This is a genomic window from Winogradskyella endarachnes, from assembly GCF_009741275.1.
Lineage (GTDB): Bacteria > Bacteroidota > Bacteroidia > Flavobacteriales > Flavobacteriaceae > Winogradskyella > Winogradskyella endarachnes.
Window position 1 is genome coordinate 33,986 of the sequence record NZ_WOWS01000006.1, and the last position, 26,882, is coordinate 60,867.

General features: G+C 31.1%; 26 protein-coding genes. 13 read left to right on the forward strand and 13 right to left on the reverse strand.

What is annotated here, in order from left to right:
* The first annotated feature begins 24 nt into the window (after positions 1-24).
* Together GN138_RS13590 and GN138_RS13595 are read left to right on the forward strand one after the other, a co-directional pair.
* Complete coding sequence (locus GN138_RS13590; protein ID WP_197429355.1) at positions 25-1,254, forward strand: acyloxyacyl hydrolase; 1,230 nt, start codon at positions 25-27, stop codon at positions 1,252-1,254.
* A 5-nt stretch (positions 1,255-1,259) separates the two neighbouring features.
* Positions 1,260-1,802, forward strand: a complete 543-nt coding sequence (locus tag GN138_RS13595) for a YfiT family bacillithiol transferase (protein WP_157364556.1) — start codon at positions 1,260-1,262, stop codon at positions 1,800-1,802.
* A gap of 110 nt (positions 1,803-1,912) precedes the next feature.
* Here GN138_RS13595 and GN138_RS13600 read toward each other — a convergent pair whose 3' ends face one another.
* Positions 1,913-3,208: a carboxypeptidase-like regulatory domain-containing protein gene (locus GN138_RS13600; protein ID WP_157364557.1), complete on the reverse strand. Its 1,296-nt coding sequence runs from the start codon at positions 3,206-3,208 to the stop codon at positions 1,913-1,915.
* A 109-nt stretch (positions 3,209-3,317) separates the two neighbouring features.
* Positions 3,318-5,099 (reverse strand): arginine--tRNA ligase, encoded by a 1,782-nt coding sequence (argS, locus tag GN138_RS13605; RefSeq protein ID WP_157364558.1) that lies wholly within the window; start codon positions 5,097-5,099, stop codon positions 3,318-3,320.
* Positions 5,100-5,561: 462 nt separating this feature from the next.
* On the opposite strand from argS, the gene GN138_RS13610 reads away from it, so the two are divergent.
* Positions 5,562-7,619 (forward strand): tetratricopeptide repeat-containing sensor histidine kinase, encoded by a 2,058-nt coding sequence (locus GN138_RS13610; RefSeq protein WP_157364559.1) that lies wholly within the window; start codon positions 5,562-5,564, stop codon positions 7,617-7,619.
* A 46-nt stretch (positions 7,620-7,665) separates the two neighbouring features.
* Complete coding sequence (locus tag GN138_RS13615; RefSeq protein WP_157364560.1) at positions 7,666-8,313, forward strand: chromophore lyase CpcT/CpeT; 648 nt, start codon at positions 7,666-7,668, stop codon at positions 8,311-8,313.
* Between the two features lie 57 nt (positions 8,314-8,370).
* Here GN138_RS13615 and ctlX read toward each other — a convergent pair whose 3' ends face one another.
* Positions 8,371-9,303 (reverse strand): citrulline utilization hydrolase CtlX, encoded by a 933-nt coding sequence (gene ctlX, locus GN138_RS13620; protein ID WP_157364561.1) that lies wholly within the window; start codon positions 9,301-9,303, stop codon positions 8,371-8,373.
* 58 nt (positions 9,304-9,361) lie between these two features.
* Positions 9,362-9,679: a hypothetical protein gene (locus tag GN138_RS13625; protein WP_197429356.1), complete on the reverse strand. Its 318-nt coding sequence runs from the start codon at positions 9,677-9,679 to the stop codon at positions 9,362-9,364.
* A gap of 90 nt (positions 9,680-9,769) precedes the next feature.
* Here GN138_RS13625 and GN138_RS13630 point away from each other — a divergent pair, with 90 nt between their 5' ends.
* Positions 9,770-11,530, forward strand: a complete 1,761-nt coding sequence (locus tag GN138_RS13630) for a M14 family metallopeptidase (protein ID WP_157364562.1) — start codon at positions 9,770-9,772, stop codon at positions 11,528-11,530.
* Positions 11,531-11,650: 120 nt separating this feature from the next.
* Here GN138_RS13630 and GN138_RS13635 read toward each other — a convergent pair whose 3' ends face one another.
* Entirely contained in the window at positions 11,651-12,232 is a 582-nt protein-coding gene (locus GN138_RS13635; RefSeq protein WP_157364563.1) for an NUDIX hydrolase, read from the reverse strand.
* A gap of 119 nt (positions 12,233-12,351) precedes the next feature.
* Here GN138_RS13635 and pyrE point away from each other — a divergent pair, with 119 nt between their 5' ends.
* Positions 12,352-12,996 carry an orotate phosphoribosyltransferase gene (gene pyrE / locus GN138_RS13640; RefSeq protein ID WP_157364564.1) on the forward strand — a complete coding sequence of 215 codons (645 nt, stop codon included), beginning with the start codon at positions 12,352-12,354 and terminating at the stop codon, positions 12,994-12,996.
* A 97-nt stretch (positions 12,997-13,093) separates the two neighbouring features.
* Complete coding sequence (locus GN138_RS13645) at positions 13,094-13,489, forward strand: SRPBCC family protein (RefSeq protein WP_157364565.1); 396 nt, start codon at positions 13,094-13,096, stop codon at positions 13,487-13,489.
* Here the strand turns inward: GN138_RS13645 and GN138_RS13650 are convergent.
* Positions 13,486-14,217, reverse strand: a complete 732-nt coding sequence (locus GN138_RS13650; RefSeq protein ID WP_157364566.1) for a biotin--[acetyl-CoA-carboxylase] ligase — start codon at positions 14,215-14,217, stop codon at positions 13,486-13,488. The two genes, GN138_RS13645 and GN138_RS13650, sit on opposite strands and share 4 nt — an antisense overlap.
* Positions 14,218-14,312: 95 nt before the next feature.
* On the opposite strand from GN138_RS13650, the gene rsfS reads away from it, so the two are divergent.
* The 6 genes from rsfS to GN138_RS13680 all read left to right on the forward strand — a co-directional run bounded on the left by rsfS (position 14,313) and on the right by GN138_RS13680 (position 19,095).
* Positions 14,313-14,684 carry a ribosome silencing factor gene (rsfS, locus tag GN138_RS13655; RefSeq protein WP_157364567.1) on the forward strand — a complete coding sequence of 124 codons (372 nt, stop codon included), beginning with the start codon at positions 14,313-14,315 and terminating at the stop codon, positions 14,682-14,684.
* A gap of 17 nt (positions 14,685-14,701) precedes the next feature.
* A complete protein-coding gene (ftsH, locus tag GN138_RS13660; RefSeq protein WP_157364568.1) occupies positions 14,702-16,639 on the forward strand; it encodes an ATP-dependent zinc metalloprotease FtsH in 1,938 nt (645 codons plus the stop codon).
* A gap of 107 nt (positions 16,640-16,746) precedes the next feature.
* Entirely contained in the window at positions 16,747-17,355 is a 609-nt protein-coding gene (locus GN138_RS13665) for an LUD domain-containing protein (RefSeq protein WP_157364569.1), read from the forward strand.
* Positions 17,355-18,176, forward strand: coding sequence for a phosphatidate cytidylyltransferase (locus GN138_RS13670; protein ID WP_157364570.1), 822 nt, complete (start codon positions 17,355-17,357; stop codon positions 18,174-18,176). The genes GN138_RS13665 and GN138_RS13670 overlap by 1 nt, the downstream gene beginning before the upstream one ends.
* Positions 18,166-18,819: a phosphatidylserine decarboxylase family protein gene (locus tag GN138_RS13675; protein ID WP_157364571.1), complete on the forward strand. Its 654-nt coding sequence runs from the start codon at positions 18,166-18,168 to the stop codon at positions 18,817-18,819. Before GN138_RS13670 ends, GN138_RS13675 begins: the two co-directional genes overlap by 11 nt.
* A gap of 9 nt (positions 18,820-18,828) precedes the next feature.
* Positions 18,829-19,095 carry an acyl-CoA-binding protein gene (locus GN138_RS13680; protein ID WP_157364572.1) on the forward strand — a complete coding sequence of 89 codons (267 nt, stop codon included), beginning with the start codon at positions 18,829-18,831 and terminating at the stop codon, positions 19,093-19,095.
* 5 nt (positions 19,096-19,100) lie between these two features.
* Here GN138_RS13680 and GN138_RS13685 read toward each other — a convergent pair whose 3' ends face one another.
* The 7 genes from GN138_RS13685 to rpsD all read right to left on the reverse strand — a co-directional run bounded on the left by GN138_RS13685 (position 19,101) and on the right by rpsD (position 26,751).
* A complete protein-coding gene (locus GN138_RS13685; protein WP_157364573.1) occupies positions 19,101-20,012 on the reverse strand; it encodes a dimethylarginine dimethylaminohydrolase family protein in 912 nt (303 codons plus the stop codon).
* A gap of 63 nt (positions 20,013-20,075) precedes the next feature.
* Positions 20,076-21,362: a citrate synthase gene (locus tag GN138_RS13690; protein ID WP_157364574.1), complete on the reverse strand. Its 1,287-nt coding sequence runs from the start codon at positions 21,360-21,362 to the stop codon at positions 20,076-20,078.
* A 247-nt stretch (positions 21,363-21,609) separates the two neighbouring features.
* Entirely contained in the window at positions 21,610-22,902 is a 1,293-nt protein-coding gene (eno, locus tag GN138_RS13695; protein WP_157364575.1) for a phosphopyruvate hydratase, read from the reverse strand.
* A gap of 150 nt (positions 22,903-23,052) precedes the next feature.
* Positions 23,053-24,159 carry a glutamine-hydrolyzing carbamoyl-phosphate synthase small subunit gene (gene carA / locus GN138_RS13700; RefSeq protein WP_157364576.1) on the reverse strand — a complete coding sequence of 369 codons (1,107 nt, stop codon included), beginning with the start codon at positions 24,157-24,159 and terminating at the stop codon, positions 23,053-23,055.
* A 357-nt stretch (positions 24,160-24,516) separates the two neighbouring features.
* The gene (gene rplQ, locus GN138_RS13705; RefSeq protein WP_157364577.1) at positions 24,517-24,990 is read right to left on the reverse strand and encodes a 50S ribosomal protein L17; all 474 of its coding nucleotides are present in this window, start codon (positions 24,988-24,990) and stop codon (positions 24,517-24,519) included.
* A 69-nt stretch (positions 24,991-25,059) separates the two neighbouring features.
* Positions 25,060-26,052, reverse strand: a complete 993-nt coding sequence (locus GN138_RS13710) for a DNA-directed RNA polymerase subunit alpha (RefSeq protein WP_157364578.1) — start codon at positions 26,050-26,052, stop codon at positions 25,060-25,062.
* 93 nt (positions 26,053-26,145) lie between these two features.
* Complete coding sequence (rpsD, locus tag GN138_RS13715; RefSeq protein WP_157364579.1) at positions 26,146-26,751, reverse strand: 30S ribosomal protein S4; 606 nt, start codon at positions 26,749-26,751, stop codon at positions 26,146-26,148.
* Between the last annotated feature and the right edge of the window lie 131 nt (positions 26,752-26,882).

Genomic DNA, 26,882 nt, shown 5'->3' on the forward strand with positions numbered 1-26,882 from the left:
AGTTTCCTTATAATATTAACTTTTATGGTTTTATATGAGAATTGTTTTGCACAAACAACTGATCACTCTAAAACTTCAATGGTTTTTTTTAATCCTGAAATTATAATTGGTAAAACGTTAGAAGCTAATACAGATTTTCCAGATACTAAACTTCAAAAAGACCTATTTTTCAGTCTTGGCTGGTATAATAATAACACAGATAAAGAATGGGCTTCTAGATTAAACTACCCAAACGTAGGAGTTTCTTTAGGTTTTACAGACTTTGGTAATTCTGAAAATATTGGTTATGCATATAGCATTTTACCTTTCATAGAATTTTCAATTTTAAAACAAAAAATTAAAGGACTCAACCTCCATGTTGGCTTTGGTAGTTCTTACATAGACACACAATACAATGAAATTTCAAATGAATTTAACAGAGCAATAACCACAAAAATTAATTGGTCTTTCCGTTCATTTTTATATTATGATGTGTTTAAAAACAAAACCACGGATTGGCGATTTGGCTTAGGGTTTTTACACCATTCTAATGGACACACTAAACTACCCAACCAAGGACTCAACTCTTTAGCAACAAGTATTTCTGCAAAAATAGACGGTAGAAAAAAAACTGCTTTAAACATAGAGACCCATAATTTTAAACCTAAATCTCAAACCTTTTTAGACTTTAGATTAGGTATAGGACAAAATGTGTTATCTGAAAAATTTAACTCAAAAAAAGAAGTCTACTCTATGGCTGCTTCTGCAGGAAAAATTATTAATAACACCTTTAAATTTGGCGGTGGATTTTATTACAGATTCTATGAGCATTATTACAATTATATAAATAATAATGAAGCTTTAGTAGCAGAGCAAGTACCACATTACACTAAAAATCCATTTGGTTATGCTACCGCTTTTGGGCTATTTGCTACTTCAGAGCTTTTAATAAGTCATATAGGTATTGAGTTAGATTTAGGTTTAAACATTTACAAACCTTTTTACAAAATAGATTGGCAACTTAACAAAGGATATTCTTTTGAAAATGCTGAAAACGAAACTATTGAAGTTCTTGGAGAGCTAGATTGGTATTACGAAATAAAACGAACCGTTTCTGCAAGAATGGGCTTAAAATATTATGTTTGGTCTACAAACAAAGCGCCAAAACACAACCTTTATATTGGTGCACATATTAATGCTAATCTTGGGCAGGCCGATTTTACAGAATTGAGTTTAGGTTACGTTTATAGGTTTAATTTTAAAACAAAAAATTAATAATTATGACTGAATCAGAATTATACAAATTAAAATTTCCAATTAGCGAATTTACAAAACCAGAAAGCATAACTATTAACCATATAAAAAGCTGGATTGCGGATATTGAAGCTTTACCAAAAACTATTATTAACCTAACTAAAAATCTCTCAGAGAAGGAACTTAACTACAAATATAGACCTAATGGCTGGACCATAAAACAAGTCGTTCATCATTGTGCAGATAGCCATATTAACAGCCTGTTACGGTTTAAAATAACCCTTACTGAAAAAACACCAACTATTAGACCTTATTTTGAAGATCGTTTTGCAGAATTAGTTGATTATACTGAACCCATTGAAGATTCAATTTTAATTCTAAAAGGTGTTCATAAAAAATTAGGCGTATTACTTAAAAGCTTAAGCCAATCAGATTTAAAACTAGAGTTTATTCACCCAGAACATGGCAAACGTTTTAGTTTAGAAGAAACCATTGGTATTTACGCTTGGCACAGCAATCATCACATAGCTCATATTATACAAGCTTTAGAACACAAAGACCTTTATTAAAAACGTAACTGCTTTATGTCTAGGTATTAAAAAAACGCAGTCAAAATAATATTAGTACTCTCTAACCTAATATTTTTCAACTGCGTTTAGTAGAAAAACAATTATGCATTTTACGGTCTGCCGTTTATTGTTTTAGCATTTTCACGTTGCTCTTGCTTTTCTATACCTTTTCTAATTTTATTAATAGCAGATTCTATAGATTTATCTGGTTCTATAAGATTATACTCTCCCCAAAAATCAGGGTCAGAGAAACCAGAAATTGCATCTGTAATTATTACTGTTGGTCTTAACCTATCTTTATTTTTTATACGTTTAGCTTCCGTATTAACTTCCCAATCAGTTACAGCCATTTCACTAGATAAGGTGTATACTTTATTAAATAGTTCGCGTTTTTTGTTCACTTTAAACGACAAACTCAAATTAGAATAACTATAATACCATTGACCATCTTTAGCTTTATAATCAACTTTATATACTGCCTCTAAAGGGTAAACTTCTATATCACTTGGCTTTTTTCTTACCAATAAATTTTTGGTTCGGTTTACATCACTTAAATCTAAAGCATAATTTGCACTAACAAGTGCTAAAGTTTCTACATCGATAAAGAGTTTACCAACATAGTTTACTTTTAAATCTTTATTTGTTGGCAGAAAATTTACCACATAAACATTTCTATTATTTAGCGTTGATGGTGCATCAAAACTAAATTGATAAAAATTAATATTTTCTTCATTAAATATATATTCGGGATACTTCATTATATCCAAATAAATCGTTGAAAATGGCCCACCTTGTAATTTTACAGAAACGGTATCTAAACGTTTGTAATCTGTACTTTTTCTAGCTTTACCTAACTGAATAGCATCATGACTCTTAGAACTATTAGGTTCTTTCAAAATATTTACAACAGCCTCTGTTAATGAAACATTTCTATTTCTTCGCTTTATGGTTTCTCTATAAAACGCCGTCATATAGACAGACTCATTTTTAAAGTTATCGTTATTATCGTTGAATACTTTTTTTATTAAACTCTTTGCGTCTTTATAGGTAGAGATACTAACTGCAGACAATTCCGTTACTGCTGCGTATAGTTTTACAGTATTACCATTAGTTAATTGAGATAAAGGTATCACATAAGTATTGTAACCTAAAAGTGAAATTTTCACTTTAGAATCTGAATAATTTTTTGGTACTTTTAAAGTAAACTTACCTTCAGAATTTGAGATGGTACTAATATTTGTTCCGTTAACATTTAAGCTTGCGGCTTCTAGAGATTTATTAGTACGTCCATCAATAACCTTTCCGTTATATTCCACAAAATCAGATTGAGCATTGAGAGAAAATGCTAAAAAGAAAATTGAAATAAATGCACTTGCGTAATTTTTTAATGTGTAAGATTTTTCCATAACTGTTGTATTTTATTTAGCTTTAGTAAGTTACAAAAAAAATCTTAGATGATTTTTTATAATTTTTTAACCAAATAAAATAGCCTTAAAAAGCTATAGAATTACGTATTTACATACGCTCAGGCACCTCAATACCTAAGACCTTAAATGCATTTTTTATAGTATAACTCACTAACCTAGACAAATCAATTCTAAAGCTTTTTTCTATTTCTGTATCAGCTCCAAAAATGGATATGTTTTGATAGAACGAATTAAATTCTTTTACCAAATCATAAGTATAATTTGCAATTAAAGCCGGACTATGTTGCTCTGCTGCATTTTTAATAATCTCTGGAAACAATTCTAATTGTTTTATAAGTTGCTTCTCCTTCTCGTGCATTACAATAGCGTCATCAATTGTAGTTTTGGCCACATTATCTGCTTCTGCTTTTCTTAAAATAGACTGAATTCTTGCAAATGTATATTGAATAAAAGGCCCTGTATTACCTTGAAAATCTATAGACTCTTTTGGATCAAATAAAATACGCTTTTTAGGATCTACCTTTAAGATGTAATATTTTAAAGCACCTAAACCAATGGTTTTATAAAGTGCTTTCTTTTCATCTTCATTATAGTCCTCTAGCTTACCTAATTCTTTAGAAATTTCTTCTGCTGTATCTGCCATTTCTTGAATTAAATCATCAGCATCTACAACAGTTCCTTCTCTACTTTTCATCTTACCGCTTGGCAAATCTACCATACCGTAACTTAAGTGAAATAGGTTTTTAGCCCATTGAAAACCTAATTTCTTCAAAATTAAGAATAACACTTTAAAATGGTAATCTTGCTCATTACCTACTGTGTAAACCATTCCGCCAACATCTGGATAATCTTTAATTCTTTGAATTGCTGTACCAATATCTTGCGTCATATAAACAGCAGTTCCGTCACTACGTAAAACGATTTTTTCATCTAATCCATCTTCGGTTAAATCACACCATACAGAACCGTCTTCTTTAGTATAAAACACACCTGTTTTTAAACCTTCTACAACAAATTCTTTACCTAATAAATAAGTGTTACTTTCATAATAATAAGTATCAAAATCAACACCAATGTTTTTATAAGTTACATCAAAACCATCATAAACCCATTGGTTCATTTTTTTCCAAAGTGCTACAACAGACGCATCACCTGCTTCCCATTTTCTTAGCATTTCTTGTGCCTCTAATAATATAGGCGCATTCTTTTTTGCGTCTTCTTCTGACTGACCTTGTTTTACTAATTCTGCGATTTCAGCCTTATATGCTTGATCAAACTTTACATAATAATTCCCAACTAACTTATCACCTTTTAAATCTTCAGTTGGTGTTTCATTTTTACCAAATTTTTGATATGCCAACATACTTTTACAAATATGAATACCTCTATCATTAATAATCTGAGTTTTATAAACTTTCTTACCCGAAGCTTTTAATATTTCCGCAACACTATAGCCTAAAAGCACATTTCTTACATGTCCTAAATGTAAAGGTTTATTAGTGTTTGGCGATGAATATTCTACCATTATGGCATTATCATTCTTCTGCTCTGCATAACCATAATTGCTTTTGTCTTTTACGGATTGAAAGAAATCTAGATAATAAGAATCACTTATCTCAATGTTTAAAAATCCTTTTACAACATTAAATCCTTTAACTAAATCTACATTATCTAATAAATACTGACCTATTTGCTCACCAATAACAACTGGGCTTCCTTTAACCACACGTAACATTGGAAATATAACAACCGTAATATCTCCTGCAAATTCTTTTCTTGTTGCTTGAAATTCTACCGATTCTAATTCCGATTGAAACAAAGCTTTAATTGCTGCTTTTACATGTAATTCTAAAGTCTCTTGAAGCGTCATATTCTATTCTATTTTGGCATTTAAAAACGGTTGCAAAGATAGAGGTTTTATTGTTTTATTACAGCTATGATTACACTTAATTATTCTCATATTTAATAGCCATTTTTAACAATAATTTGTAATACAACAAACTCTAAATCAGTTATTTTATCTAGAGAAATATTTCATCTACAAAACCGCATTACTACCAATTTTTTATGCAGTTTATCGAAATACGAATTTTAGACACTATAATATTTAACCGTTTGTCTAATAAATATGTATTAAATCCTAATAATTAGCATATTTGTATACATAATAGCACTTTTGACTTGCTATTAATTTAATGTCCCAAACATTAATGGAACTTAATGATGAAACTATAACTAAGTTGTTATTGTTTTGTGTCAACTTACTTTTTATTTCCCTCAATAAGAGTTTTTCACAACAAAACATCGCAATTCGTTTTAATGCTATTTTAAGATGAAGCAGGTACTCACTTTTGCTGCTTGTCTTATGATGTTTTTTATTTTTTCTCAAAATGAAAAAATAGATGAACTAACTGTTCAATTAGCATATCAAAACGCAGACTCTACAAAAGTAGAGGGCTCGTTAGTACTCATTAATGAACTTCTTAAAATTAAAGAATACGACAAAGCCTTACTTTTTGCTAATAAGACTTCTACGCTTTCTAAAGACTTAAATTATACCAAAGGACTCGCCCAAACCACCTACCTTAAAGCCCGAATTCTTGCAGAAAAGCATGATTATTATAATGCAATAAATAATTACGAAACGTCTAGAGAATTCTATTTAAAACTCAAAGACACCTTAAGTGTTGCTAAAGTGAGTAATAATATAGGATTGTTAGAAATTAAACGTGGTAATTATACAGTAGGATTACAAAATTCATTATCAGCAATTTCTATTTTTGAAAAGCAAAATCTTAAAAAAGAGCTATCCACAGCTTACCATCATCTCGCAGAGGCGTACTACAAAACACATCAAATAGATAAAGCAATTGAGTTTAACTTTAAAGCTTTAGAGGTTAATAAAGAAATTAAAGATAAACATGGCATTAAAATGTCTACAAAAAACATTGCTGAATTATACTCTTTATTAAAAGAGCATAGAAAAGCTATTGAATATTACGAGAAAGCATTAGATATTCTAAACCCTAAAACAGACCAAGATTTAAGAGGTGAAATTTTACCTAAATTAGGAAGTGAGTATTTACGATTTAAAGAATATGATAAAGCTACAGAGTATTTAGTAGAAGGTTTAAAATACAACCGAAAACAAAACAACAAAGAAGGCCTACTTAGAGCACTAAATGCGGTAGGTAACTTAAATTTACAAAATAAAAAAGTAAAATTAGCAGAAAGACAGCTTAACGAAGCTTATGAAATAGCAAAAAAAACAAATAATAAATCAGAACTTTTAGAGAATTATAAGCTACATATGGCTTTAGATTCTACACGTGGCTATTTTCAAAATGCATTTTTTTGGCAAAATAAATTTTACAGTCTTAAAGATTCTTTATCTAGAATAAATCAACCTGTTTTACCTACAGATGTTAATCCTTTAGAATTAATAGTAGAACAACCTATTAAAGAGACGAGTGAGTTAACTGAGAACAACATCATTGAGCAACCAGAAACTACTGAATCTTGGAGTACTAACTCTATCCTTCTCTATGGTCTTATTGTTGCTTTGGCATTGGCACTTGGTCTATTAGTATATAATTTATCTCAAACAAAATCTTATAAAAAAGAACTCGAAAAACAAAAGAAAAAATTAAACCAAGAACAAGAAAGAACCGAAGCTATACTAGAACAAACACATCATTTAGAAGAAGTTAACCAAGTTAAAGACAAACTGTTTTCTATTGTATCTCATGATTTAAAAGATTCAATTTCCTCTATTAAAGCATTTTTAGATTTGTTAAAGGATGATAGTATTTCTAAAGAAGAGTTTTACGAATTAATACCTGAACTAAGTGAAAATGCCAATAATGCAAATTCACTACTTTATAATTTGTTAAACTGGTCTAAATCTCAACTTCAAAACTTAGAACCAAAACCAGAATTATTTAATATTCAAGACGTGTTTGATACTAAAATAGCTTTAGTAGAACAAAAAGTTGAAGATAAACGCATTGTGCTTATAGACGAGTCTCAAAACGGTTTTGTTTATGCTGATCGCAGCATGGTAGAAATTGTAATTCAAAACTTAATAACTAATGCGGTTAAATTTTGTAGAATTGGAGATGTAATCACTATTTCTAACCAAGAAATTAATGGCAAAACATTAATTTGTATTGAAGATACTGGTGTTGGTATAGCTAAAGAGCATATTGACAAGTTGTTTGCTTCGCACAAAAACTTTACAACTGTAGGTACCAAAAACGAAAAAGGCACAGGGCTTGGCTTAACTATTGCCAAAGATTTAGTAGAACTAAATAACGGTAACATATGGGTTGAGAGCACGCAAAACGTTGGCAGCAAATTCTTTGTAGAATTACCAAAAAGTAAAAATTAATTCTCCTATTTATTTTAAGTATATTTAGCTTCTAAATTTTATATTTATGATGCGCTTACTTCCTTTTATTATTGTATTATCTATTTTAAGTTGTAAAACCGAGACAAAAAAAGAAGTCAATGAAGAGACAAAAGATACGGTAAAAGTAGATTTGGAACTAAAGGAATTATTTACCTTAATGCAAGGATCTTTTAATTCTGCCATACAAGCCGAAATAGATTCAACCTATTATAATATTTCTTTACACATGTATCCTATTTGGGAAGACAAAGGTAACTTTCTGTATGTAGAACAATCACTTACAAGTACACCTAACAAACCTTATAGACAAAGAATTTACGAGGTAAAAAGAGATACGGATAGCACATTTAGTTCTGCCATTTATAAATTAGATACAGACTCGCTTTGGATTGGTAAATGGAAAAACCCAAAAGCTTTTGATTCTATTACTTTAAAAGATATTGCACTTAAAGAAGGTTGCGAAGTAATACTTAAACGCATTGCTCCAAAACAGTTTATTGGCAAAACTGGTGATAACACTTGTATAAGTACAATGCGCGGTGCCTCTTATGCACGCAGTGAAGTAGAAATCTTAGAAGATAAAGTTATCTCTTGGGATCGCGGTTTTGATGCTCAAGGCAACTATGTTTGGGGAGCAGAAAAAAGCGGTTATATCTTTAATAAAATTGATTAAAGTAAAACAATAAACTTTATACAATAATCTAAGTTAAACACATTCAAAACACAATAATTAGCTTCTAGGAAGAAACACCTCTGCCATCATACAACGTGCACTTCCGCCGCCACATGTTTCAATGGTTTCCAAAGAACTCGAGAGAATAGGACAATATTTTTCTATAGTTTTAATTTGATTTTGCGTTAAGCTATTATGTGCAGCAGCGCTCATAACCAAATAAAGTTGATTGTTATAACCTTTAACTTGTAACATATTTCCTGCAAATTGATGCATTTGCTCTTCTGTAATAGCTATAATTTCTTTACCGTCTTGCTTTAGATGTTTCACTACATTCTTTCGTTCCTTTTTATCATCAATAGTATCTAAACAAATTACAGCAAAATTCTCTGCAATACACATCATAACATTGGTATGGTAAATTGCCAATCGTTTTCCGTCTACTGTTTGGTTCGCAGTAAAAATTACAGGTGTAAATTCAAAATCTTCACAAAATTCAATAAACAGTTCTTCATCTGCCCTTGGAGACAAAGCACAATAGGCTTTTCTATTTACTCTATCTAGCGCAATACTTCCTGTTCCTTCAAGAAATATTTCTTCTTGCTCTGCAGATGTGTAGTCTATTATATTTTCAATTTTAAATCCTTCTTCTTCTAGTCTAATAAAAACTTCATCTCTTCGCTCTTTACGCCTGTTTTCTGCAAACATTGGGTATTTTGCGATATCGCCATTACTATGAAAACTCACCCAATTATTAGGAAAAATAGAATCTGGTGTATCATCTTTTTCATCATCACTTTCTACAATAACATTAACTCCAACAGCTCTTAATTTTTGCACAAAAACATCAAACTCTTCTTGTGCCTTAATATTTATTTCGGCATTCTTAATCTCTAAATCTTCTTGAAAATAATTATTTACAGCTGTTTGTTCATTCTTCCTAAAATTAATAGGTCGAATCATTAAAATAGAATTAGTTGTTTGTTGCATACCGTTTAAAATAAAGTTGTGCAAAGTTATTCATTTCCGATACAATAATAACTAAAAATCAACCCTCATTTTCTACCCAATTTAGTGCAGAATTTCTATCATTAAAAATCCTTATATTCCAATCACTTGGCTCATTAATTGCTATTAGAAACTCTGTAGATTTTTTAGCAATAAAGCTCTCAACGATAACGGCAATACGGTTAATTTCATCTAAAGCACCTACTTTCTTTTGAGCTTCAAAAGTATACGTATAATCATATTTTTTATTTATTAATAAAGAAAACGGAGCTTTTAAATGATTGATTAAAAATTGATGGTATTCTTCTACCATCTCCAAATCCATTAATATACCCTGATTGATGATAACTTCAGCCAAATTATTTTTCAGTATTATAATCTAGCCAAATGACAATTGATGTGATTTCATGTCAATAAAAATAGCTAAATTTAGAAAAAATACATCATAATGAAAAAATTGCTACTCTTACTTCTATTGTTATACGCTTGCAACAACAAAACAGAACAGCAAATTACTGAAGATAAACCATCTACCAAAGACTTCACCACTGTTTTTGAAAAAAGTAACGGTTTAGAAACAGCCACATACCAACAAACAATCACCTATTATAATGATTTAGCGGCACAATATCCTGAAATAAGCATTAAAAGCATGGGTAAAACCGATTCTGGAGAACCTTTACATATGGTGACTTTAAATATGAATGGCCCTGAAGATACTTTTGAAAATTTAAGAACCAACAACAGAATACTACTAATTAATAATGGTATTCATCCTGGAGAATCCGACGGAATTGATGCCACTATGGTGCTATTTAGAGATTTTGCCCAAGGTAAAATTGAAGCACCAAAAAACACCATTATTGTTACCATACCTATTTACAATATTGGAGGAAGTTTAAACAGAAACTCTACAACTAGAACCAATCAAAACGGTCCAAAATCATATGGTTTTAGAGGTAATGCCAGAAATTACGATTTAAATAGAGACTTTATAAAGTCTGATACTAAAAACGCTAAGGCATTTGCGCAAATTTTTCATTTAGTGCAACCAGATGTTTTTATAGATAACCACGTAAGTAATGGTACAGACTACCAATACACGCTAACGCACTTGTTTACACAACATAACAAACTAGGCGGACCATTAGGCAATTTTATACATTCTGAAATGATGCCTCAATTAGAGCAAAAATTACAAGAAAAATCGTGGGATATTACACCTTACGTTAATGTATTTAATCGTACACCAGATTCTGGTTTTTCTCAGTTTTTAGATTCACCTAGATATTCTACAGGTTACACTACTCTATTTAATTCCTTAGGAATGATGATAGAAACACATATGCTAAAACCATACAAACAACGTGTTATAGGTACTTATGAATTAATGAAAAGCATGATAGAAATCACAGAAGAACAAGGTGATAAAATAACACAGCTAAGAACAAAACAAACTAGTTTATGGAAAGCTGGTGACAACTACCCTTTAGCATGGGAAATAGACACCTCCAAAACCTCTACACTAAAATTTAAAGGTTATGAAGGTGAAATGATTGCTAGCGAATTAACAGGTGCTAAACGATTAAAATACGATAAATCAAAACCTTTTATAAAAGAGATAACTTATCAAAATTATTTTAAACCAACTGAAGAAATTGTAATACCAAAAGCATACATTATTCCACAAGGTTGGTATACTATTATAGATTTATTAAAGATAAATAATGTGGAATTCTCCCAATTCAAAAAAGATACGCTTATAAATGTAGAGGCTTACAAAATTGGTGCTTTTGAAACTAGAAAAAAACCTTACGAAGGCCACTATGCCCATTTTAATACTAATGTAAATTCTAAAAACAAAAACATCACTTTTAGAAAAGGAGATTATATCGTTTACACTAAACAAAAAGCAATGCGTTATCTCCTTGAAACCCTAGAACCATCTGCGCCAGATTCATTTTTTAATTGGAATTTCTTTGATACTATTTTACAACAAAAAGAAGGGTTTTCTCCTTATGTTTGGGAAGATAAAGCCGAAGAATTATTAAAAAACAATCCAAAAATCCAAATGGAATACAACATAAAAATTAGTTACGAAGAGGATTTTGCTAATAATTGGTATGCGCAATTAGATTGGCTACACAAGCAAAGCAAACATTATGAACCAGCGCATTTGCAATATCCTATTTATCGTATACTAAATTAAAAACTGAGATGTTTCAAGCAAAACATTGTGATTTATGCTTGTACCTAAAGTGAGATTTAAACGTTGTGTTGAGATGTAGTTTAACTATAAGAACAGATTTTAAAGGTATTTGACCTGAAATTAAACCAAAATTTTAATATTAGCATAGCTATTCTCTAAGGCTTTTTTAGATGCTTTTTCGTCTAACCATTCTACTTTAGTAATACCTTCTTTTATTTGCGGAAACAGTTTGCCTTCAAAGTTAGTTTTCATTTCAAACCAATAAGTTACTTTAATTCTATGTTTACCATTACGCTTAAAAATGTGATATGTGGTAGGCAAAGGTTTAACAATTTCCAAACCTTTAACACCTGTTTCTTCCTCTACTTCGCGTATAGCGGTTTCTTCTATAGATTCTTTACGCTCTGCTTTTCCTTTTGGTAAATCCCATTTTTCATTTCGGTAAATAAAAAGAATTTCGTTTTTAGCATTATAAGCTTTTCCGCCTCCTGCAACCACATTAGGCAAAAGTTTCAAGAATTTTTTTAAAAGTTTATCTGGATTTTTATGAACCAAATGTACAGCCTTTAATTCAGTTTTATTTAAGGTTTTAATAACCTTACCAATATTTACAGAATTTAATAGGAAGGTTTTAAAGTCCGTCTCTTTATGTATTTCAGTAGTAAGAATAATAGGTTTATCACCTACATAAATAGTGTACATCGTTAGGGTTCTTTTTCCTTTAGAACTGTAAATTTATTATTTTTTACGAGAATCTATTTGAAATGAAATTTATTTTCAAATTAAATTTTCTAACCTCGAAAATTCATTATTTTTGTAGCATGATTTTCAACAAAGATACAGCCAAGAAAACAGCAGAAGTTTTACTTCAAATAAATGCTATAAAACTACAGCCTAACGACCCTTTTACATGGGCTTCTGGCTGGAAATCACCAATTTATTGTGATAACAGAATTGTACTTTCATATCCTCAAATTAGAAATTACATAAGGGAAACCATTGCAAAAAACATAGAAGAACTCTATGGCAAACCAGATGTTATTGCTGGTGTAGCAACAGGTGCAATTGGTATTGGTGCATTGGTAGCAGAATACCTAAACCTTCCGTTTGTCTATGTAAGGCCAGAAGCTAAAAAACACGGTCGCCAAAACCAAATTGAAGGCTACATAGAAAAAGGACAAACTGTAGTCGTTGTAGAAGATTTAATAAGTACAGGAATGAGTAGTCTTAATGCCGTAAAAGCATTAAATGAAGCAGAAGTACATGTAAAAGGAATGGTGGCTATTTTTTCTTATGGGTTTCAGGTTGCTACAGATAACTTTAAAAATGCCAACGTTCAGTTACACACCCTTGGTAATTACGAAAACCTATTAGAACAAGCTGTAGACACTTTTTATATCACCAAAGAGCAACAAGACATTTTAACACAATGGAATGCTAATCCGAGTAAATGGAACGCTAATTGATATATTAAATTAGTAGATTAGCTTAACTTTTTCAAATTAACATCAAATCTATGACTACTGAATTTGTTTTCGGTATAACAACATAACAAAATTATAAATGAAATTAGAATCACCAAAAGTAACTTTAGATAAGTCCGCAGAAGAAACATTCACCTTTCTATCTGACGTTAAAAATTTTGAAAGCTTAATGCCTGAAAACATTAGCAAATTTGAAGTTTTAGAAAACGATAAGTTTCTCTTTGCTTTAAAAGGAATGCCAGAAATTGTCTTGAAGAAAAAAGAGGCTGTAGCTAACAATAAAATAGTTTTAGGTGCTGCTGGTGGAAAATTAGATTTTGCTTTAATTGCTGATATTACAGAACTTGAAGCTAATAAAACGGATGTGAAATTAAATTTTGAAGGTGAATTTAATGCTATGATGGCAATGATGATTAAAGGCCCAATTGGTAAATTTATTGAGACTTTAGTCACTAATATGAAAACAGCTATTTAATACAATAGCTTTATTTCCTTTAGGTCAAAGGTTTTTATAATATCATCTTCGGTCCAAACTTTTAAAAGTCCGGTTTCGGTCACACCTTTTATTATACCTGTAAAATTTTGATTGTTTAAAGTCTGAAACGTTGACGGTTTATCTTTTCTAAAAAGAAGACTTTCATATTCAGATTTTATCTCATCAAAATAATTTAACTCAAAAAGGTTAAAGTATCGTTCTAACTGTGTTAATATTTCAGAAAGTACTTCGTCTTTATTATAGGTATTTCCGGTTACCAATTGCATTGACGAAGCTTGTGGTAGATTAGTAAAAGTTTTCTGATTAACGTTAAGACCAAACCCTATAATTGAACCTTGAAGATGATTGCTTTTTATGACATTTTCAATTAAAACACCACATAATTTGGTGTTTGCTGACAAAATGTCGTTTGGCCATTTAATACTTAGTTTAGGAATTTCAAAAGCACGTAATGCTTTATAAATTGAAAGAGCAACTACCATACTAATGTAAAATTGATCGCTTATTTTACCCGACAAAATTCGCTTAAACACACTAGCTGTTAGATTCTTACCACATTCAGTTTGCCATTGAGAACCCATTTGACCTCGACCTTTTGTCTGCGTCTCTGCCACTACAACAGTGTAATCCTTTTGTGTAGCAGCTGAAACTAAGTCTTTTAAATAGGAGTTTGTTGAGTCAATGGCATTAAGTTTGATTATATACATTTAATATGGCAATTTTATTTTATAGTTTTCTTATGACATTTTGAGCCCACAAGAACTAAAAAAATAATAACTTTGCACAAAATTAACACAATTTAATGACGAAAGATAAAATCCCTGTAGACCAGCTCATCACAACAATTATTGGTGGCATAGAAGAGGTTAAAGGAAAAGAAATCACTCTACTAGATTTAAGAGAAATTGAAAATACAGTTTGTGATTATTTTATAATCTGCGAAGGAACTTCTAATACACAAGTAAACGCAATCGTTAACTCCATACAAAAACAAGTAAGCAAATCTCTAAAAGACAAACCTTGGCATATTGAAGGTACCGAGAATTCTGAATGGGTTTTAATGGACTATGTCAATGTTGTTGTACATGTGTTTCAAAAACATATTAGAGAGTATTACGATATAGAAAGTCTCTGGGGAGACGCTAAAACTACCCAAATAGAAACAAGTTACTAATACGAGAACCGCTACGAATGGCTAAAGACAATAAAAACACCAATAAGAAACCAAAATTTAGTCCGTATTGGATTTACGGAATAATTATAGCAATTTTCATCTCTATCCAAATTTTTGGAGGTAGTGCTTTTGACAGTTCAAAAGAAATCAAAACTTCAGATTTTATAACCTACCTAAAAAATGGTGATGTAAAAGAAGTTATGGTTATTAGTAATACTAAAACGGCAAAAGTATTTTTAACCAAAGCAGCATTAGAAAAAGATGTACATAAAAATGCTAAACCAAAAGGATTTTTACCTGCAGCTAATGAAGCTAATTATACCCTAAAATTTGGTGACCTTCAGAATTTTGAAAATAAAATTGACACAATTATAAAGGATAATAATTTATCTACAACCAGAGATGCTGACATAGAAAACAATGCTTTTGGTGATATATTAATTTCATTATTACCATTTGTATTAATTGTAGGTGTATGGATATTTATTATGCGTCGTATGTCTTCTGGCGGAGGCGGAGGCGCTGGTGGACAAATATTTAACATCGGAAAATCTAAAGCAAAACTTTTTGATGAGAAAACAGATACCAAAACATCTTTTAAAGACGTTGCAGGTTTAGAAGGTGCAAAAGAAGAAGTACAAGAAATTGTAGATTTCTTAAAATTCCCAGAAAAATATACAGCCTTAGGTGGTAAAATACCAAAAGGAGCATTATTAGTAGGACCTCCTGGTACAGGTAAAACCTTATTAGCAAAGGCCGTTGCTGGAGAGGCTAAAGTTCCATTCTTTTCTTTATCTGGTTCAGATTTTGTAGAAATGTTTGTTGGTGTAGGTGCTTCTAGAGTAAGAGATTTATTTAAACAAGCTAAAGAAAAATCTCCATCCATTATTTTTATAGATGAAATTGATGCCATTGGTAGAGCAAGAGGTAAAAACAATATGTCTGGTTCTAATGATGAACGTGAAAACACCCTAAACCAACTCCTGACAGAGATGGACGGTTTTGGAACAAATACAAACGTAATTGTATTAGCTGCAACTAACAGAGCTGATGTATTGGATAGCGCTTTAATGAGAGCTGGACGTTTTGACAGACAAATTTATGTAGACTTACCAGATGTTAGAGAACGTAAAGAAATTTTTGAAGTACACTTACGTCCACTAAAAAAAGAAGAAACATTAGATATTGATTTCTTAGCTAAACAAACTCCAGGGTTCTCAGGTGCAGACATAGCTAATGTGTGTAATGAAGCGGCTTTAATTGCAGCAAGAAAAGGCAAAAAATCAGTAAACAAACAAGATTTCTTAGATGCTGTTGATAGAATCATAGGTGGTTTAGAAAAGAAAAATAAAATAATTACACCTTCAGAAAAGAGAGCCGTAGCTTTTCATGAAGCTGGCCATGCTACGGTGAGCTGGATGTTAGAACATGCTGCGCCATTAGTTAAAGTTACTATTGTACCAAGAGGACGATCTTTAGGAGCGGCATGGTATTTACCAGAAGAGCGCTTAATTGTAAGACCAGAACAAATGCTAGACGAAATGTGTGCTGCATTAGGTGGTAGAGCTGCAGAAAAAGTAATTTTTAATAAAATTTCTACGGGTGCATTAAGTGACTTAGAAAAGGTTACTAAACAAGCTAGAGCAATGGTTACTGTATACGGCCTTAGCGATAAAGTTGGTAACCTAACATATTACGATTCTTCAGGACAATCAGAATATGGTTTTTCTAAACCATATAGTGAAAAAACAGCTGAACTGATAGATAAAGAAATATCAGATATTATTGAAAAACAATACCAACGAGCTATTGAGTTATTAGAAAACAATAAAGATAAACTTACTGAACTTGCAGAAGTACTGTTAGATAAAGAGGTGATTTTTAAAGATAACTTAGAAAAGATATTTGGTGAACGTGCTTTTGAAAAATCAATTATCACTGAGGAAGAAGAGTAATCTTACTACTCTATAATCATATAAAAAACTTAAATTAACCAATAGTTAATTTAAGTTTTTTTATATTTGAAATTATCACAAACGTTAGGATTAATCGCAACTATTGAATGAGCTTATTTCGTAAAATCTTCGGAAAAAAGTCAGAACAGACTGAAGAAGACATACCAAATCAAGAGCGAGGCAAATATATGCCTGAAGTAAAACTACCTGCTGATGAACGTTTTACCATAAACTTTAAAGCCAATGGTGGTAAATTTTTATACTGCGAAAATCTTGAAGAAGTAAAAGAAAGTTTTAACGCTATCCTAGATGAAAATAATTGGCATAACGATAAAGTTTTTTTAATAGACAAACGGTTAACGGAATTGTTTAAAGATTTTAATCTCAATAGTTCTTCTAAACTATCGGAAAGTACATATTTTCTCTCAACTTGTGAATATTTAATTTCTGATGATGGCTCGTTATTAATTTCATCGAATCAAATTGCGGAAAAAAAATTAATTGAATTACCCGATCATTTTATCATTTATGCAACAACAAGCCAATTTGTTGAAACCATTGGAGAAGGTTTAAAAGGTATTAAAGCAAAAAGTAAAGCCGCAATACCAACAAACATTACAACAATAAAGCATTTTAAAACTGCAGATGATAAGGACTTTTTAACTTATGGAAGTAGTTCTAAAAACTTGTACCTGCTTCTATTAGAAGATCTATAATGAAAGAATTAGCAACAAGAGCACTTTCTGGTGCAATCTACGTTTTGCTGTTAATAGGTTCGCTATTTATGCAAGAAACTTCCTTTGTGTTGATAGGCATATTAGGATTTATCAGTTTAGCAGAATTCAGTAAACTTATTAAGCTTAAATCTAGCATTCAGTATCTTATTTTCTTAATTATTTATGTTGGAGTCTGGTTTTTCTGCTATAAAAGTAACCACTCAACAAGCAGTAAAGCGGCAATACAAATTATTTTAGTAATTACAATTTTTGTAAACCTAATATTAATTAAAGATTTGTTTACAACTAAGAAAATTCCTTTGTTTCAAACTAAACGCTATATCGTAACCACATTTTATTTAACCAGTGGTTTCTTATTTATGTTTCTAGTAGCTAATTTTAATAATGAATTTACACCATTATTATTACTTGGCGGATTTATATTAGTTTGGGTAAATGATAGTGCCGCTTATATCGTTGGAAAGAATTTTGGAAAACAAAAACTGTTTCCTAGCATTTCACCAAAAAAAACAGTAGAAGGATTTTTAGGAGGTTTATTTTTTGCCTGTATTTCTAGTTATTTTATTGCACTGTTAACTAAGACACTTAATTTTAATTATTGGTTAATCCTTGCGATAATAGTGAGTGTTTTAGGCACTCTAGGAGACTTAATTGAATCAAAATTTAAACGTCAAGCTGGTGTAAAAGATAGTGGCGTTATTATGCCAGGACATGGTGGGCTTCTCGATAGACTAGATAGTATTATATTTGCATCACCATTTATTTATTTATTTTTAAGAATTACAACTCATGTTTCATAAAGAAGGTCATAAAATTATATTCATAACATTGGTTATGGTAGTCGGTTCATTTTTTTTAATCGACGAATTCATAACTAACGAGTGGTTAAGAAAAGGTTTAATGCTAGTTGTACTAGTGTTTTTTGTGCTTATACTTCAATTTTTTAGAAACCCAAAACGAAACACACATGCAAACAATAAACAAGCTTTATCTCCTGTTGATGGCAAAGTTGTAGTCATTGAAGAAGTTGAAGAGAATGAAGTATTTAAAGACAAACGTATACAAGTGTCTGTTTTTATGTCTCCAATTAATGTCCATGTTACAAGATACCCTATAGATGGTAATGTTACGTTTAGCAAATATCATCCAGGTAAATATTTAGTTGCTTGGCACCCAAAAGCAAGTGAAGAAAATGAACGCACAACCGTTGTTGTAGAAAACGAAAGTTTTGGTAAAGTATTACATAGGCAAATTGCAGGTGCCTTAGCTAAACGCATTGTAAACTATGCTAAAGTTGGGACTACAGTAGAACAAGGTGCTGATTCTGGTTTTATAAAATTTGGATCACGAGTAGATTTATTTTTACCGTTAGATGCAGATATTAAGGTAGAGCTAAACCAAAAAGTTCGTGGAGGAGAATCTGTTATTGCAGAAATGAAGTAATCTTTTTAGATGGTTTCAAAAGAATTAGATATAGAATTTAATGCAGCTGTAGATCGTGTAAACGATTATACAGAGCCTTTTCCTGCAGATTTTCTATTACGTTTATACGCTTATTACAAGAAAGCAACAAATAACTATACACGACCTAGTAGCCGTAAACCTATAATTAATGCTTTTAAAACAAACGCTTTATTTCAGGTTAAAGACATTACCCAAGATGAAGCTAAACAAGAATACATTAATCTTGTTAATAATTATTTTCTATACAGAAAATAGTAGCCCTATTTTCTAATTAAAGGTAGAGTAGAACACCTTAATAAACCTTCTTGTTTCGCAATTTCAGCATAAGGAACTTCTTCTACTATAAAGCCATTTTCTCTTAACCAGGTATTTAATCTAGTAAAATTCTTTTCAGAAATAATAACATCTTCAGAAATAGAAAAGACATTACTATTCATATTATACATTTCGTCCTTTGTTATTTCAAATACATTTTCTTTTCCGAAAAAATTTAAGAGCCATTCATATTCCTTTTCTACTAAAAATCCATTTTTGTGCAGAATTGCTTTGTCTTTTCCGATAGGCTGAAAACAACAGTCTAAGTGCAATGCATTTTCTTTTGGGTCTGTGTTAGATTTTCTTAATTCAAATGATTTCACAATTTTATGTGGAAACAATTCTTGTATTGCAATCACGGCATCCATATTGGTTCTAGCAGTGATGTAGTTAGAATAATCGTCTCCGGAATAAGTGCCAATAAAAATATAGTTGTTCCAAGGCATTACATCTCCTCCTTCTACATGGCATTCTTCTGGTAGAATAATAATATTTTCCTCACCTATTTCGTCCAACACATGGTCTATGGCTTCATATTCACGTTCACGGTCAGGTAAAATATTTGCTTTAATCAATTTATCTTCAATCACAAAAGCTATATCTCTTGAAAAGATCTGATTATAGTTCTTTATAACTTTTGGTCTGTAAACCTTAACATCATATTTTTTAAACACAGCATCCACAGCTTCCATCTCCATAACCATATCACTTTCTTTAGGGTATGTACCAGCTTTTATATGCTGCACAGATTTAGGGTCATAAGCATCTTGTATTGATGGTATTTCCCCAACACTTTCTGCTGTTCCTAAAATAACAGCTTTAAGACGAGAAGTTTCGTTTTTTATGTTTAATTTCATAGATGTAAAAATAAAAAAAGCTCCATAATAAATATGAAGCTTTTAAACATTTATAATGATAAATTATCTTTTATCAATTGACTTAAATGGTCTATATGTTTCACCTATATAAAGTTGTCTTGGACGACCAATTGGTTCTTGTCTCGTACGCATCTCTTTCCATTGTGCAATCCAACCTGGTAAACGTCCTAGCGCAAACATTACTGTAAACATTTCTACTGGTATTCCCATTGCTCTATATATAATACCAGAATAGAAATCAACGTTTGGATATAATTTTCTATCTACAAAATATTTGTCTTCTAAAGCTTCTTTTTCTAAACCTTTAGCAATATCTAATATTGGGTCTTCTATTCCTAAATCAGACAATACTTCATCTGCTGCTACTTTAATAATTTTAGCTCTAGGATCAAAGTTTTTGTAAACTCTATGACCAAAGCCCATTAAACGGAAAGGATCTGTTTTATCCTTTGCCTTAGCCATATACTTTTTAGTGTCTCCACCATCTTCTCTAATGGCTTCTAACATTTCTAATACAGCTTGGTTTGCACCTCCATGTAATGGTCCCCAAAGTGCAGAGATACCAGAAGCAAGTGATACAAAAAGTCCTGCATGAGAAGATCCTGTAATTCTTACAGTAGATGTTGAACAATTTTGCTCGTGATCTGCATGTAATATTAGTAATTTGTCTAAAGCATTTACTAATATAGGATTTTGTTCATAGTCACTATTTGGACTCTTAAACATCATTTTTAATATATTCTCTACATACCCTAATTTATCATCACCATATTCTAATGGTAGACCTTGCTTTTTGCGCATAGTCCATGCAACAATTACTGGAAATTTACCTAAAATTGTAACAATTGAATTATACATAGCAACTTCTGAACTTACATCTACAGAAGCCGGATAAAAGGCTGTAAGAGCACTCGTTAAAGATGATAATACACCCATAGGATGTGCAGACTTAGGAAAAGCATCTAAAATCTTTTTTAAATCATCATCAACTACTGAATGACTTTTAATATCTGCATGGAACTTATCTAACTCTTTTTGGTTTGGTAAGTCGCCAAAAATTAACAAATAAACAACTTCTAAAAAATCCGCTTTCTCTGCAAGTTCTTCTATAGAGTAACCTCTATATCTCAAAACACCTTTTTCTCCATCTAAAAATGTAATAGCACTCTCACAACTTCCGGTGTTTTTGTAACCAGGATCTAATGTAATAACACCACCTGTAGCGCTTCTTAAACTTTTAACATCAATTGCAACTTCGTTTTCTGTACCTACAATTAATGGAAAATCATACTTTTCACCATTAATTTCTAATGTAGCTTTATCTGACATATTTATTTTTCGGATTTTTATATATTATTAGAGTGGTAAATCTACAAAATATCAAACGATTTCGAAAGTAGAATTTTAATCGTTTTAACAATTCAATTAAGTTTTAAAAAAGTTTTATTCTTTGTTAAAAAATTATTGCTTAATTATTTGTCTTATCTGTAAAATTTAACATAATAAATTTCCTTAAATCAAAACATAAAAAAACCTGTAAATTAAGTTTACAGGTTTTTTTGTTAATTAATAATTTTTACTTCACTTTAAAAGCATTTGCTCCAGGAAAATAAGCTACATCTCCTAATTCTTCTTCTATACGTAATAACTGATTGTATTTAGCCATACGATCACTACGCGATGCAGAACCAGTTTTTATTTGCCCACAGTTTAATGCCACTGCTAAATCTGCAATAGTATTATCTTCTGTTTCGCCAGATCTGTGAGACATCACAGATGTATAACCAGCATTGTGTGCCATGTTGACTGCTGCTATAGTTTCGGTTAAAGTACCTATTTGATTTACTTTAATTAAAATAGAATTTGCAATTCCATTTTCAATACCTCGAGATAAACGTTCTACGTTAGTCACATATAAATCATCTCCTACTAACTGTACCTTATCTCCAATTTGTTGAGTAAGATCTTTCCATCCATCCCAATCATTTTCATCCATACCATCTTCAATAGAAATAATAGGGTACTTTACTGTTAATTCTGCTAGGTATTTAGCCTGTTCTGCACTAGTCCTTACAACACCTTTATCACCTTCAAAAAGGGTGTAATCGTACTTTCCATCCTTATAAAATTCGGCAGAAGCACAATCTAATGCAATCATTACATCCTCTCCAAAATTATAACCTGCTTTTTCTACAGCCGTTTTAATAGTATCTAAAGCATCTTCTGTACCACCTGGTAAATTAGGTGCAAAACCACCTTCATCACCAACTGCAGTGCTTAAATCTCTATCGTGTAATACTTTTTTAAGATTATGGAAAATCTCAGTACCCATTTGCATAGCATGAGTAAAATCTTTGGCCTTTACTGGCATAATCATAAACTCTTGAAACGCAATTGGCGCATCACTATGAGATCCTCCATTAATGATATTCATCATTGGTAATGGAAGTGTATTTGCAGAAACGCCTCCAACGTATCTATATAATGGCATACCTAATTCATTAGCAGCAGCTTTAGCTACAGCTAAAGAAACACCTAAAATTGCGTTAGCACCTAATTTAGATTTATTTGGTGTACCATCTAAATCTATCATCATTTGATCTATAGCATTTTGTTCAAAAACAGAAACACCTAATAACTCTTGAGCAATTGTTGAGTTTACATTTTCTACAGCTTTTAAAACACCTTTACCCATATAGGTATCTCCACCATCTCTTAATTCTACAGCTTCGTGCTCTCCTGTAGATGCTCCCGAAGGTACTGCCGCCCTTCCCATAACACCGTTCTCTGTAGTGACATCAACTTCTACGGTTGGATTACCTCTAGAGTCTAATATTTGTCTTGCGTGTACATTGATTATAATGCTCATTTTTATATTATTTTTAATGTTGATTTCTTATCAAATTTACAAAAATATACCCCGTAAAACCTAACAAAAATCATATTTCCTATTAATATTTACGATATTGTTTTCGAAACTAAAAAAACGCAATAAAAGATCTCTTTTATTGCGTTTTTATTATTTATTATTTTTGATGTTCTCTATAAATTGATCAAAAAGATATAACGAATCATTTGGACCAGGACTAGCTTCTGGGTGATACTGAACTGAAAAACAATTTTTGCCCTTTACTTTAATACCTGCAACCGTATTATCATTGAGATGAACATGTGTTATTTCAACATTTTTATTGGCCTCTGTTTCTTCTCTATTAATAGCAAAACCATGATTTTGTGATGTTATTTCTCCTTTCCCTGTAATTAAATTTTTTACTGGGTGATTGATACCTCTATGACCATTGTGCATTTTATATGTAGAAATACCATTAGCTAAAGCTATTATTTGGTGACCTAAACATATCCCAAATAACGGCTTGTTTTTAGCTATTACTTCTTTTGCTAAAAGTTGTGCATCCACTAATGGTTCTGGATCTCCTGGACCATTTGAAAGAAAATAACCATCAGGATTAAATGCTTCTAATTCTTCAAATTTAGCATTGTACGGAAATACCTTTACATAAGCATCACGTTTTACTAAGTTTCTAAGAATATTCTTTTTTATTCCTATATCTAAAGCTGCAATTTTATAAGTTGCCTTTTCATCACCAACAAAATATGGTTCTTTAGTAGACACTTTAGAGGCTAATTCTAATCCTTTCATTGAAGGTAATTCGGCTAATTGTTGTTTAAGTGATTCAAGCTTATCAATTTCTGTAGTAATTACAGCATTCATTGCTCCATTATCTCTAATATAGCTTACTAATGCTCTTGTATCTACATCAGCTATGGCTAATTTATTATGCTTTTCAAAAAAATCTTCAAGAGATGAGTCTCCTGCAGGTCTTGAATAATTAAAACTGAAGTTTTTACATATTAAACCTGCAATTTTAATATCATCGGATTCAACTTCGTCTTCCTTGGTTCCATAATTTCCAATATGTGCATTGGTAGTTACCATAAGTTGCCCATAATATGAAGGGTCTGTAAAAATTTCTTGATAACCTGTTGTTCCGGTATTAAAACAAACTTCACCAAAAGCAGAACCTTCTTTACCTATGGATTTACCATGGAAAATTGTTCCGTCTGCTAGAAGAATAAGGGCTTTTTTTCTTTGTTTATATTTCATCGTTGTTATGTTGAATCGTTTGTTGCTATTAACTCAAAAATTATATTCTGTTGTTATTGATGTACTGTCAAATTCCTTTTGCATTAGCGATTGAACGATTTGTTTAAGCTCCTCGCAGAGAGCGAGTAGTGAAAGCGCGACCGAATAAGTTTTATTAAAAACTAATTGGGTAACGCCCAAATCTTGAAATTGCTTTGCAAAAATCCAAAAAAAAAGGATAAACTAAAACAGTCTATCCTTTATATTTATTAATGCTTATTAACACCCGATAATCGAGATTTAAATAATGAAAAAGTCATTGTGAAATTTTTTTCTCTATAGAGTTTAAACTTTACATTCACTTTTACTAGCATTTTATTATTCTTCCTCGTTAGAAGCTTTTGCTTCCACTGGTGGCGTTGTAGTAGATTTGTTACCTCCTCTTCTACTTCTACGTGTTGTTTTCTTAGGTGCTTTACCAGCGTTGTAGATTTCGTTGTAATCAACTAATTCTATCATTGCCATATCAGCGTTATCACCTAATCTGTTTCCTAATTTTATTATACGTGTATATCCACCTGGACGATCGCCAATTTTTGAAGCTACCTCTCTGAATAATTCAGAAACAGCTTCTTTTTGTCTAAGTCTTGACATTACAATACGTCTGTTGTGTGTAGTATCTGTCTTAGATTTTGTAATCATTGGCTCTACAAACTGTTTTAAAGCCTTTGCTTTTGCTACCGTTGTATTAATACGCTTGTGCTCAATCAAAGAACAAGCCATATTGGCTAACATTGCTTTTCTGTGTGCTGTTTGTCTACCTAAGTGATTGAATTTTTTTCCGTGTCTCATGTCCTTTGTTTTATCATCTTGCTACTAAACTCATTGTGAGGAGCAAAATATGATTTGTATTAATTAATATTAGTCTTTGTCTAATTTATATTTTGCTAAATCCATTCCGAAATTTAATCCTTTAACATTTACTAATTCTTCTAGCTCAGTTAAAGACTTCTTACCAAAGTTTCTGAATTTCATTAAATCATTTTTATTAAATGATACTAAGTCTCCTAAGGTATCAACTTCTGCAGCTTTTAAACAGTTTAATGCACGTACAGAAAGATCCATATCTACTAATTTAGTTTTCAATAATTGTCTCATGTGAAGTGATTCTTCATCATAAGTTTCAGTCTGTGCTATTTCATCAGCCTCTAAAGTGATTCGCTCATCAGAGAATAACATAAAGTGGTGAATTAATATTTTTGCTGCTTCAGTTAAAGCATCTTTTGGATTTATTGAACCGTCAGTTTGAATTTCAAAAACTAATTTTTCATAATCTGTTTTTTGTTCAACACGGTAATTTTCAATAGCGTACTTCACATTTTTAATTGGTGTGAAAATTGAATCTGTAAAGATAGTTCCGATTGGAGCAGAAGCCTTCTTATTCTCTTCTGCAGGTACGTATCCTCTTCCTTTTTCAATAGTCAATTCCATATTGATATTTACTTTAGGATCTAAGTTACAAATTACTAAATCTGTATTTAATACTTGGAAGCCTGAAATAAATTTTTGGAAATCACCCGCTGTAATTTGATTTTGCCCTGAAATAGAAATCGTAACTGCTTCATTATCAATTTCATCAATTTGACGCTTAAAGTTTACTTGCTTTAAGTTCAAAATCATTTCAGTAACATCCTCTACTACGCCAGAAATGGTAGAAAACTCATGATCTACACCTTCTATTCTTACTGAAGTAATTGCAAAACCTTCTAAAGATGATAATAATACTCTTCTAAGAGCATTACCTACTGTTAATCCGTATCCTGGTTCTAATGGTCTGAATTCGAATTTACCTTCGAAATCAGTAGAATCAATCATGATTACTTTATCAGGTTTTTGAAAATTTAATATTGCCATTTTTTCTTCGTTTTAATTGTGACTTGGTTGCGCGATTTATAAGTTTGAAGAAGTCAAATAAATCCTTTGGCCAAATACCAATATGATTAATTATTATTTAGAGTAAAGTTCAACGATAAATTGTTCGTTGATTTGTTCTGGAATTTGAACTCTTGCTGGTACAGCAACATATGTTCCTTCCATAGAACCCGTATTCCATGTAATCCATTCAAAAACATTACTTGAGTTAGCTAATGAATTCTGAATAGCTTCTAAAGATTTAGATTTTTCTCTAACACCTACAACATCACCCGCTTTTAATTGGTAAGAAGGAATATTAACCTTTTCACCATTTACAGTAATGTGTCTGTGAGATACTAATTGTCTTGCACCACTTCTAGTTGGAGCAATACCCATTCTATAAACTACATTATCTAAACGAGACTCACATAACTGAAGTAAAACTTCACCAGTAATTCCTTTAGATGCCGTTGCTCTTTTAAACATGTTTCTGAATTGCTTTTCTAATATACCATAAGTATATTTAGCTTTTTGCTTTTCCATTAATTGGATAGCATATTCAGATTTTTTACCACGACGACGGTTGTTTCCGTGTTGCCCTGGAGGGTAATTTCTTTTTTCGAAGGCTTTATCATCTCCGAAAATCGCTTGTCCAAATTTACGAGCGATTTTAGTTTTAGGACCAGTATATCTTGCCATTTCTAATTTGTTTTGAGAGTGATTAAAGAATTAAGGTCTTAATCTTATCCTTCTGTAACCGTTAACCTCTCGATTGATACTTGTGTTAATTTTTTCGGTTTGCAAATTTATGCAAAATAAACTAATATCAA

Coding starts and splice junctions, on each gene's coding strand:
- rplQ (WP_157364577.1), bottom strand. CDS start 24,990: ATGAGACACGGAAAAAAATTCAATCACTTAGGTAGACAAACAGCACAC.
- GN138_RS13610 (WP_157364559.1), top strand. CDS start 5,562: ATGAAGCAGGTACTCACTTTTGCTGCTTGTCTTATGATGTTTTTTATT.
- GN138_RS13670 (WP_157364570.1), top strand. CDS start 17,355: ATGAAAGAATTAGCAACAAGAGCACTTTCTGGTGCAATCTACGTTTTG.
- GN138_RS13595 (WP_157364556.1), top strand. CDS start 1,260: ATGACTGAATCAGAATTATACAAATTAAAATTTCCAATTAGCGAATTT.
- GN138_RS13685 (WP_157364573.1), bottom strand. CDS start 20,012: ATGAAATTAAACATAAAAAACGAAACTTCTCGTCTTAAAGCTGTTATT.
- ctlX (WP_157364561.1), bottom strand. CDS start 9,303: ATGCAACAAACAACTAATTCTATTTTAATGATTCGACCTATTAATTTT.
- argS (WP_157364558.1), bottom strand. CDS start 5,099: ATGACGCTTCAAGAGACTTTAGAATTACATGTAAAAGCAGCAATTAAA.
- GN138_RS13635 (WP_157364563.1), bottom strand. CDS start 12,232: ATGTACACTATTTATGTAGGTGATAAACCTATTATTCTTACTACTGAA.
- rpsD (WP_157364579.1), bottom strand. CDS start 26,751: ATGGCAAGATATACTGGTCCTAAAACTAAAATCGCTCGTAAATTTGGA.
- carA (WP_157364576.1), bottom strand. CDS start 24,159: ATGAAATATAAACAAAGAAAAAAAGCCCTTATTCTTCTAGCAGACGGA.
- GN138_RS13680 (WP_157364572.1), top strand. CDS start 18,829: ATGGTTTCAAAAGAATTAGATATAGAATTTAATGCAGCTGTAGATCGT.
- pyrE (WP_157364564.1), top strand. CDS start 12,352: ATGATTTTCAACAAAGATACAGCCAAGAAAACAGCAGAAGTTTTACTT.
- rsfS (WP_157364567.1), top strand. CDS start 14,313: ATGACGAAAGATAAAATCCCTGTAGACCAGCTCATCACAACAATTATT.
- ftsH (WP_157364568.1), top strand. CDS start 14,702: ATGGCTAAAGACAATAAAAACACCAATAAGAAACCAAAATTTAGTCCG.
- GN138_RS13630 (WP_157364562.1), top strand. CDS start 9,770: ATGAAAAAATTGCTACTCTTACTTCTATTGTTATACGCTTGCAACAAC.
- GN138_RS13615 (WP_157364560.1), top strand. CDS start 7,666: ATGATGCGCTTACTTCCTTTTATTATTGTATTATCTATTTTAAGTTGT.
- GN138_RS13650 (WP_157364566.1), bottom strand. CDS start 14,217: ATGTATATAATCAAACTTAATGCCATTGACTCAACAAACTCCTATTTA.
- GN138_RS13675 (WP_157364571.1), top strand. CDS start 18,166: ATGTTTCATAAAGAAGGTCATAAAATTATATTCATAACATTGGTTATG.
- GN138_RS13600 (WP_157364557.1), bottom strand. CDS start 3,208: ATGGAAAAATCTTACACATTAAAAAATTACGCAAGTGCATTTATTTCA.
- GN138_RS13690 (WP_157364574.1), bottom strand. CDS start 21,362: ATGTCAGATAAAGCTACATTAGAAATTAATGGTGAAAAGTATGATTTT.
- GN138_RS13665 (WP_157364569.1), top strand. CDS start 16,747: ATGAGCTTATTTCGTAAAATCTTCGGAAAAAAGTCAGAACAGACTGAA.
- GN138_RS13590 (WP_197429355.1), top strand. CDS start 25: ATGGTTTTATATGAGAATTGTTTTGCACAAACAACTGATCACTCTAAA.
- GN138_RS13645 (WP_157364565.1), top strand. CDS start 13,094: ATGAAATTAGAATCACCAAAAGTAACTTTAGATAAGTCCGCAGAAGAA.
- eno (WP_157364575.1), bottom strand. CDS start 22,902: ATGAGCATTATAATCAATGTACACGCAAGACAAATATTAGACTCTAGA.
- GN138_RS13710 (WP_157364578.1), bottom strand. CDS start 26,052: ATGGCAATATTAAATTTTCAAAAACCTGATAAAGTAATCATGATTGAT.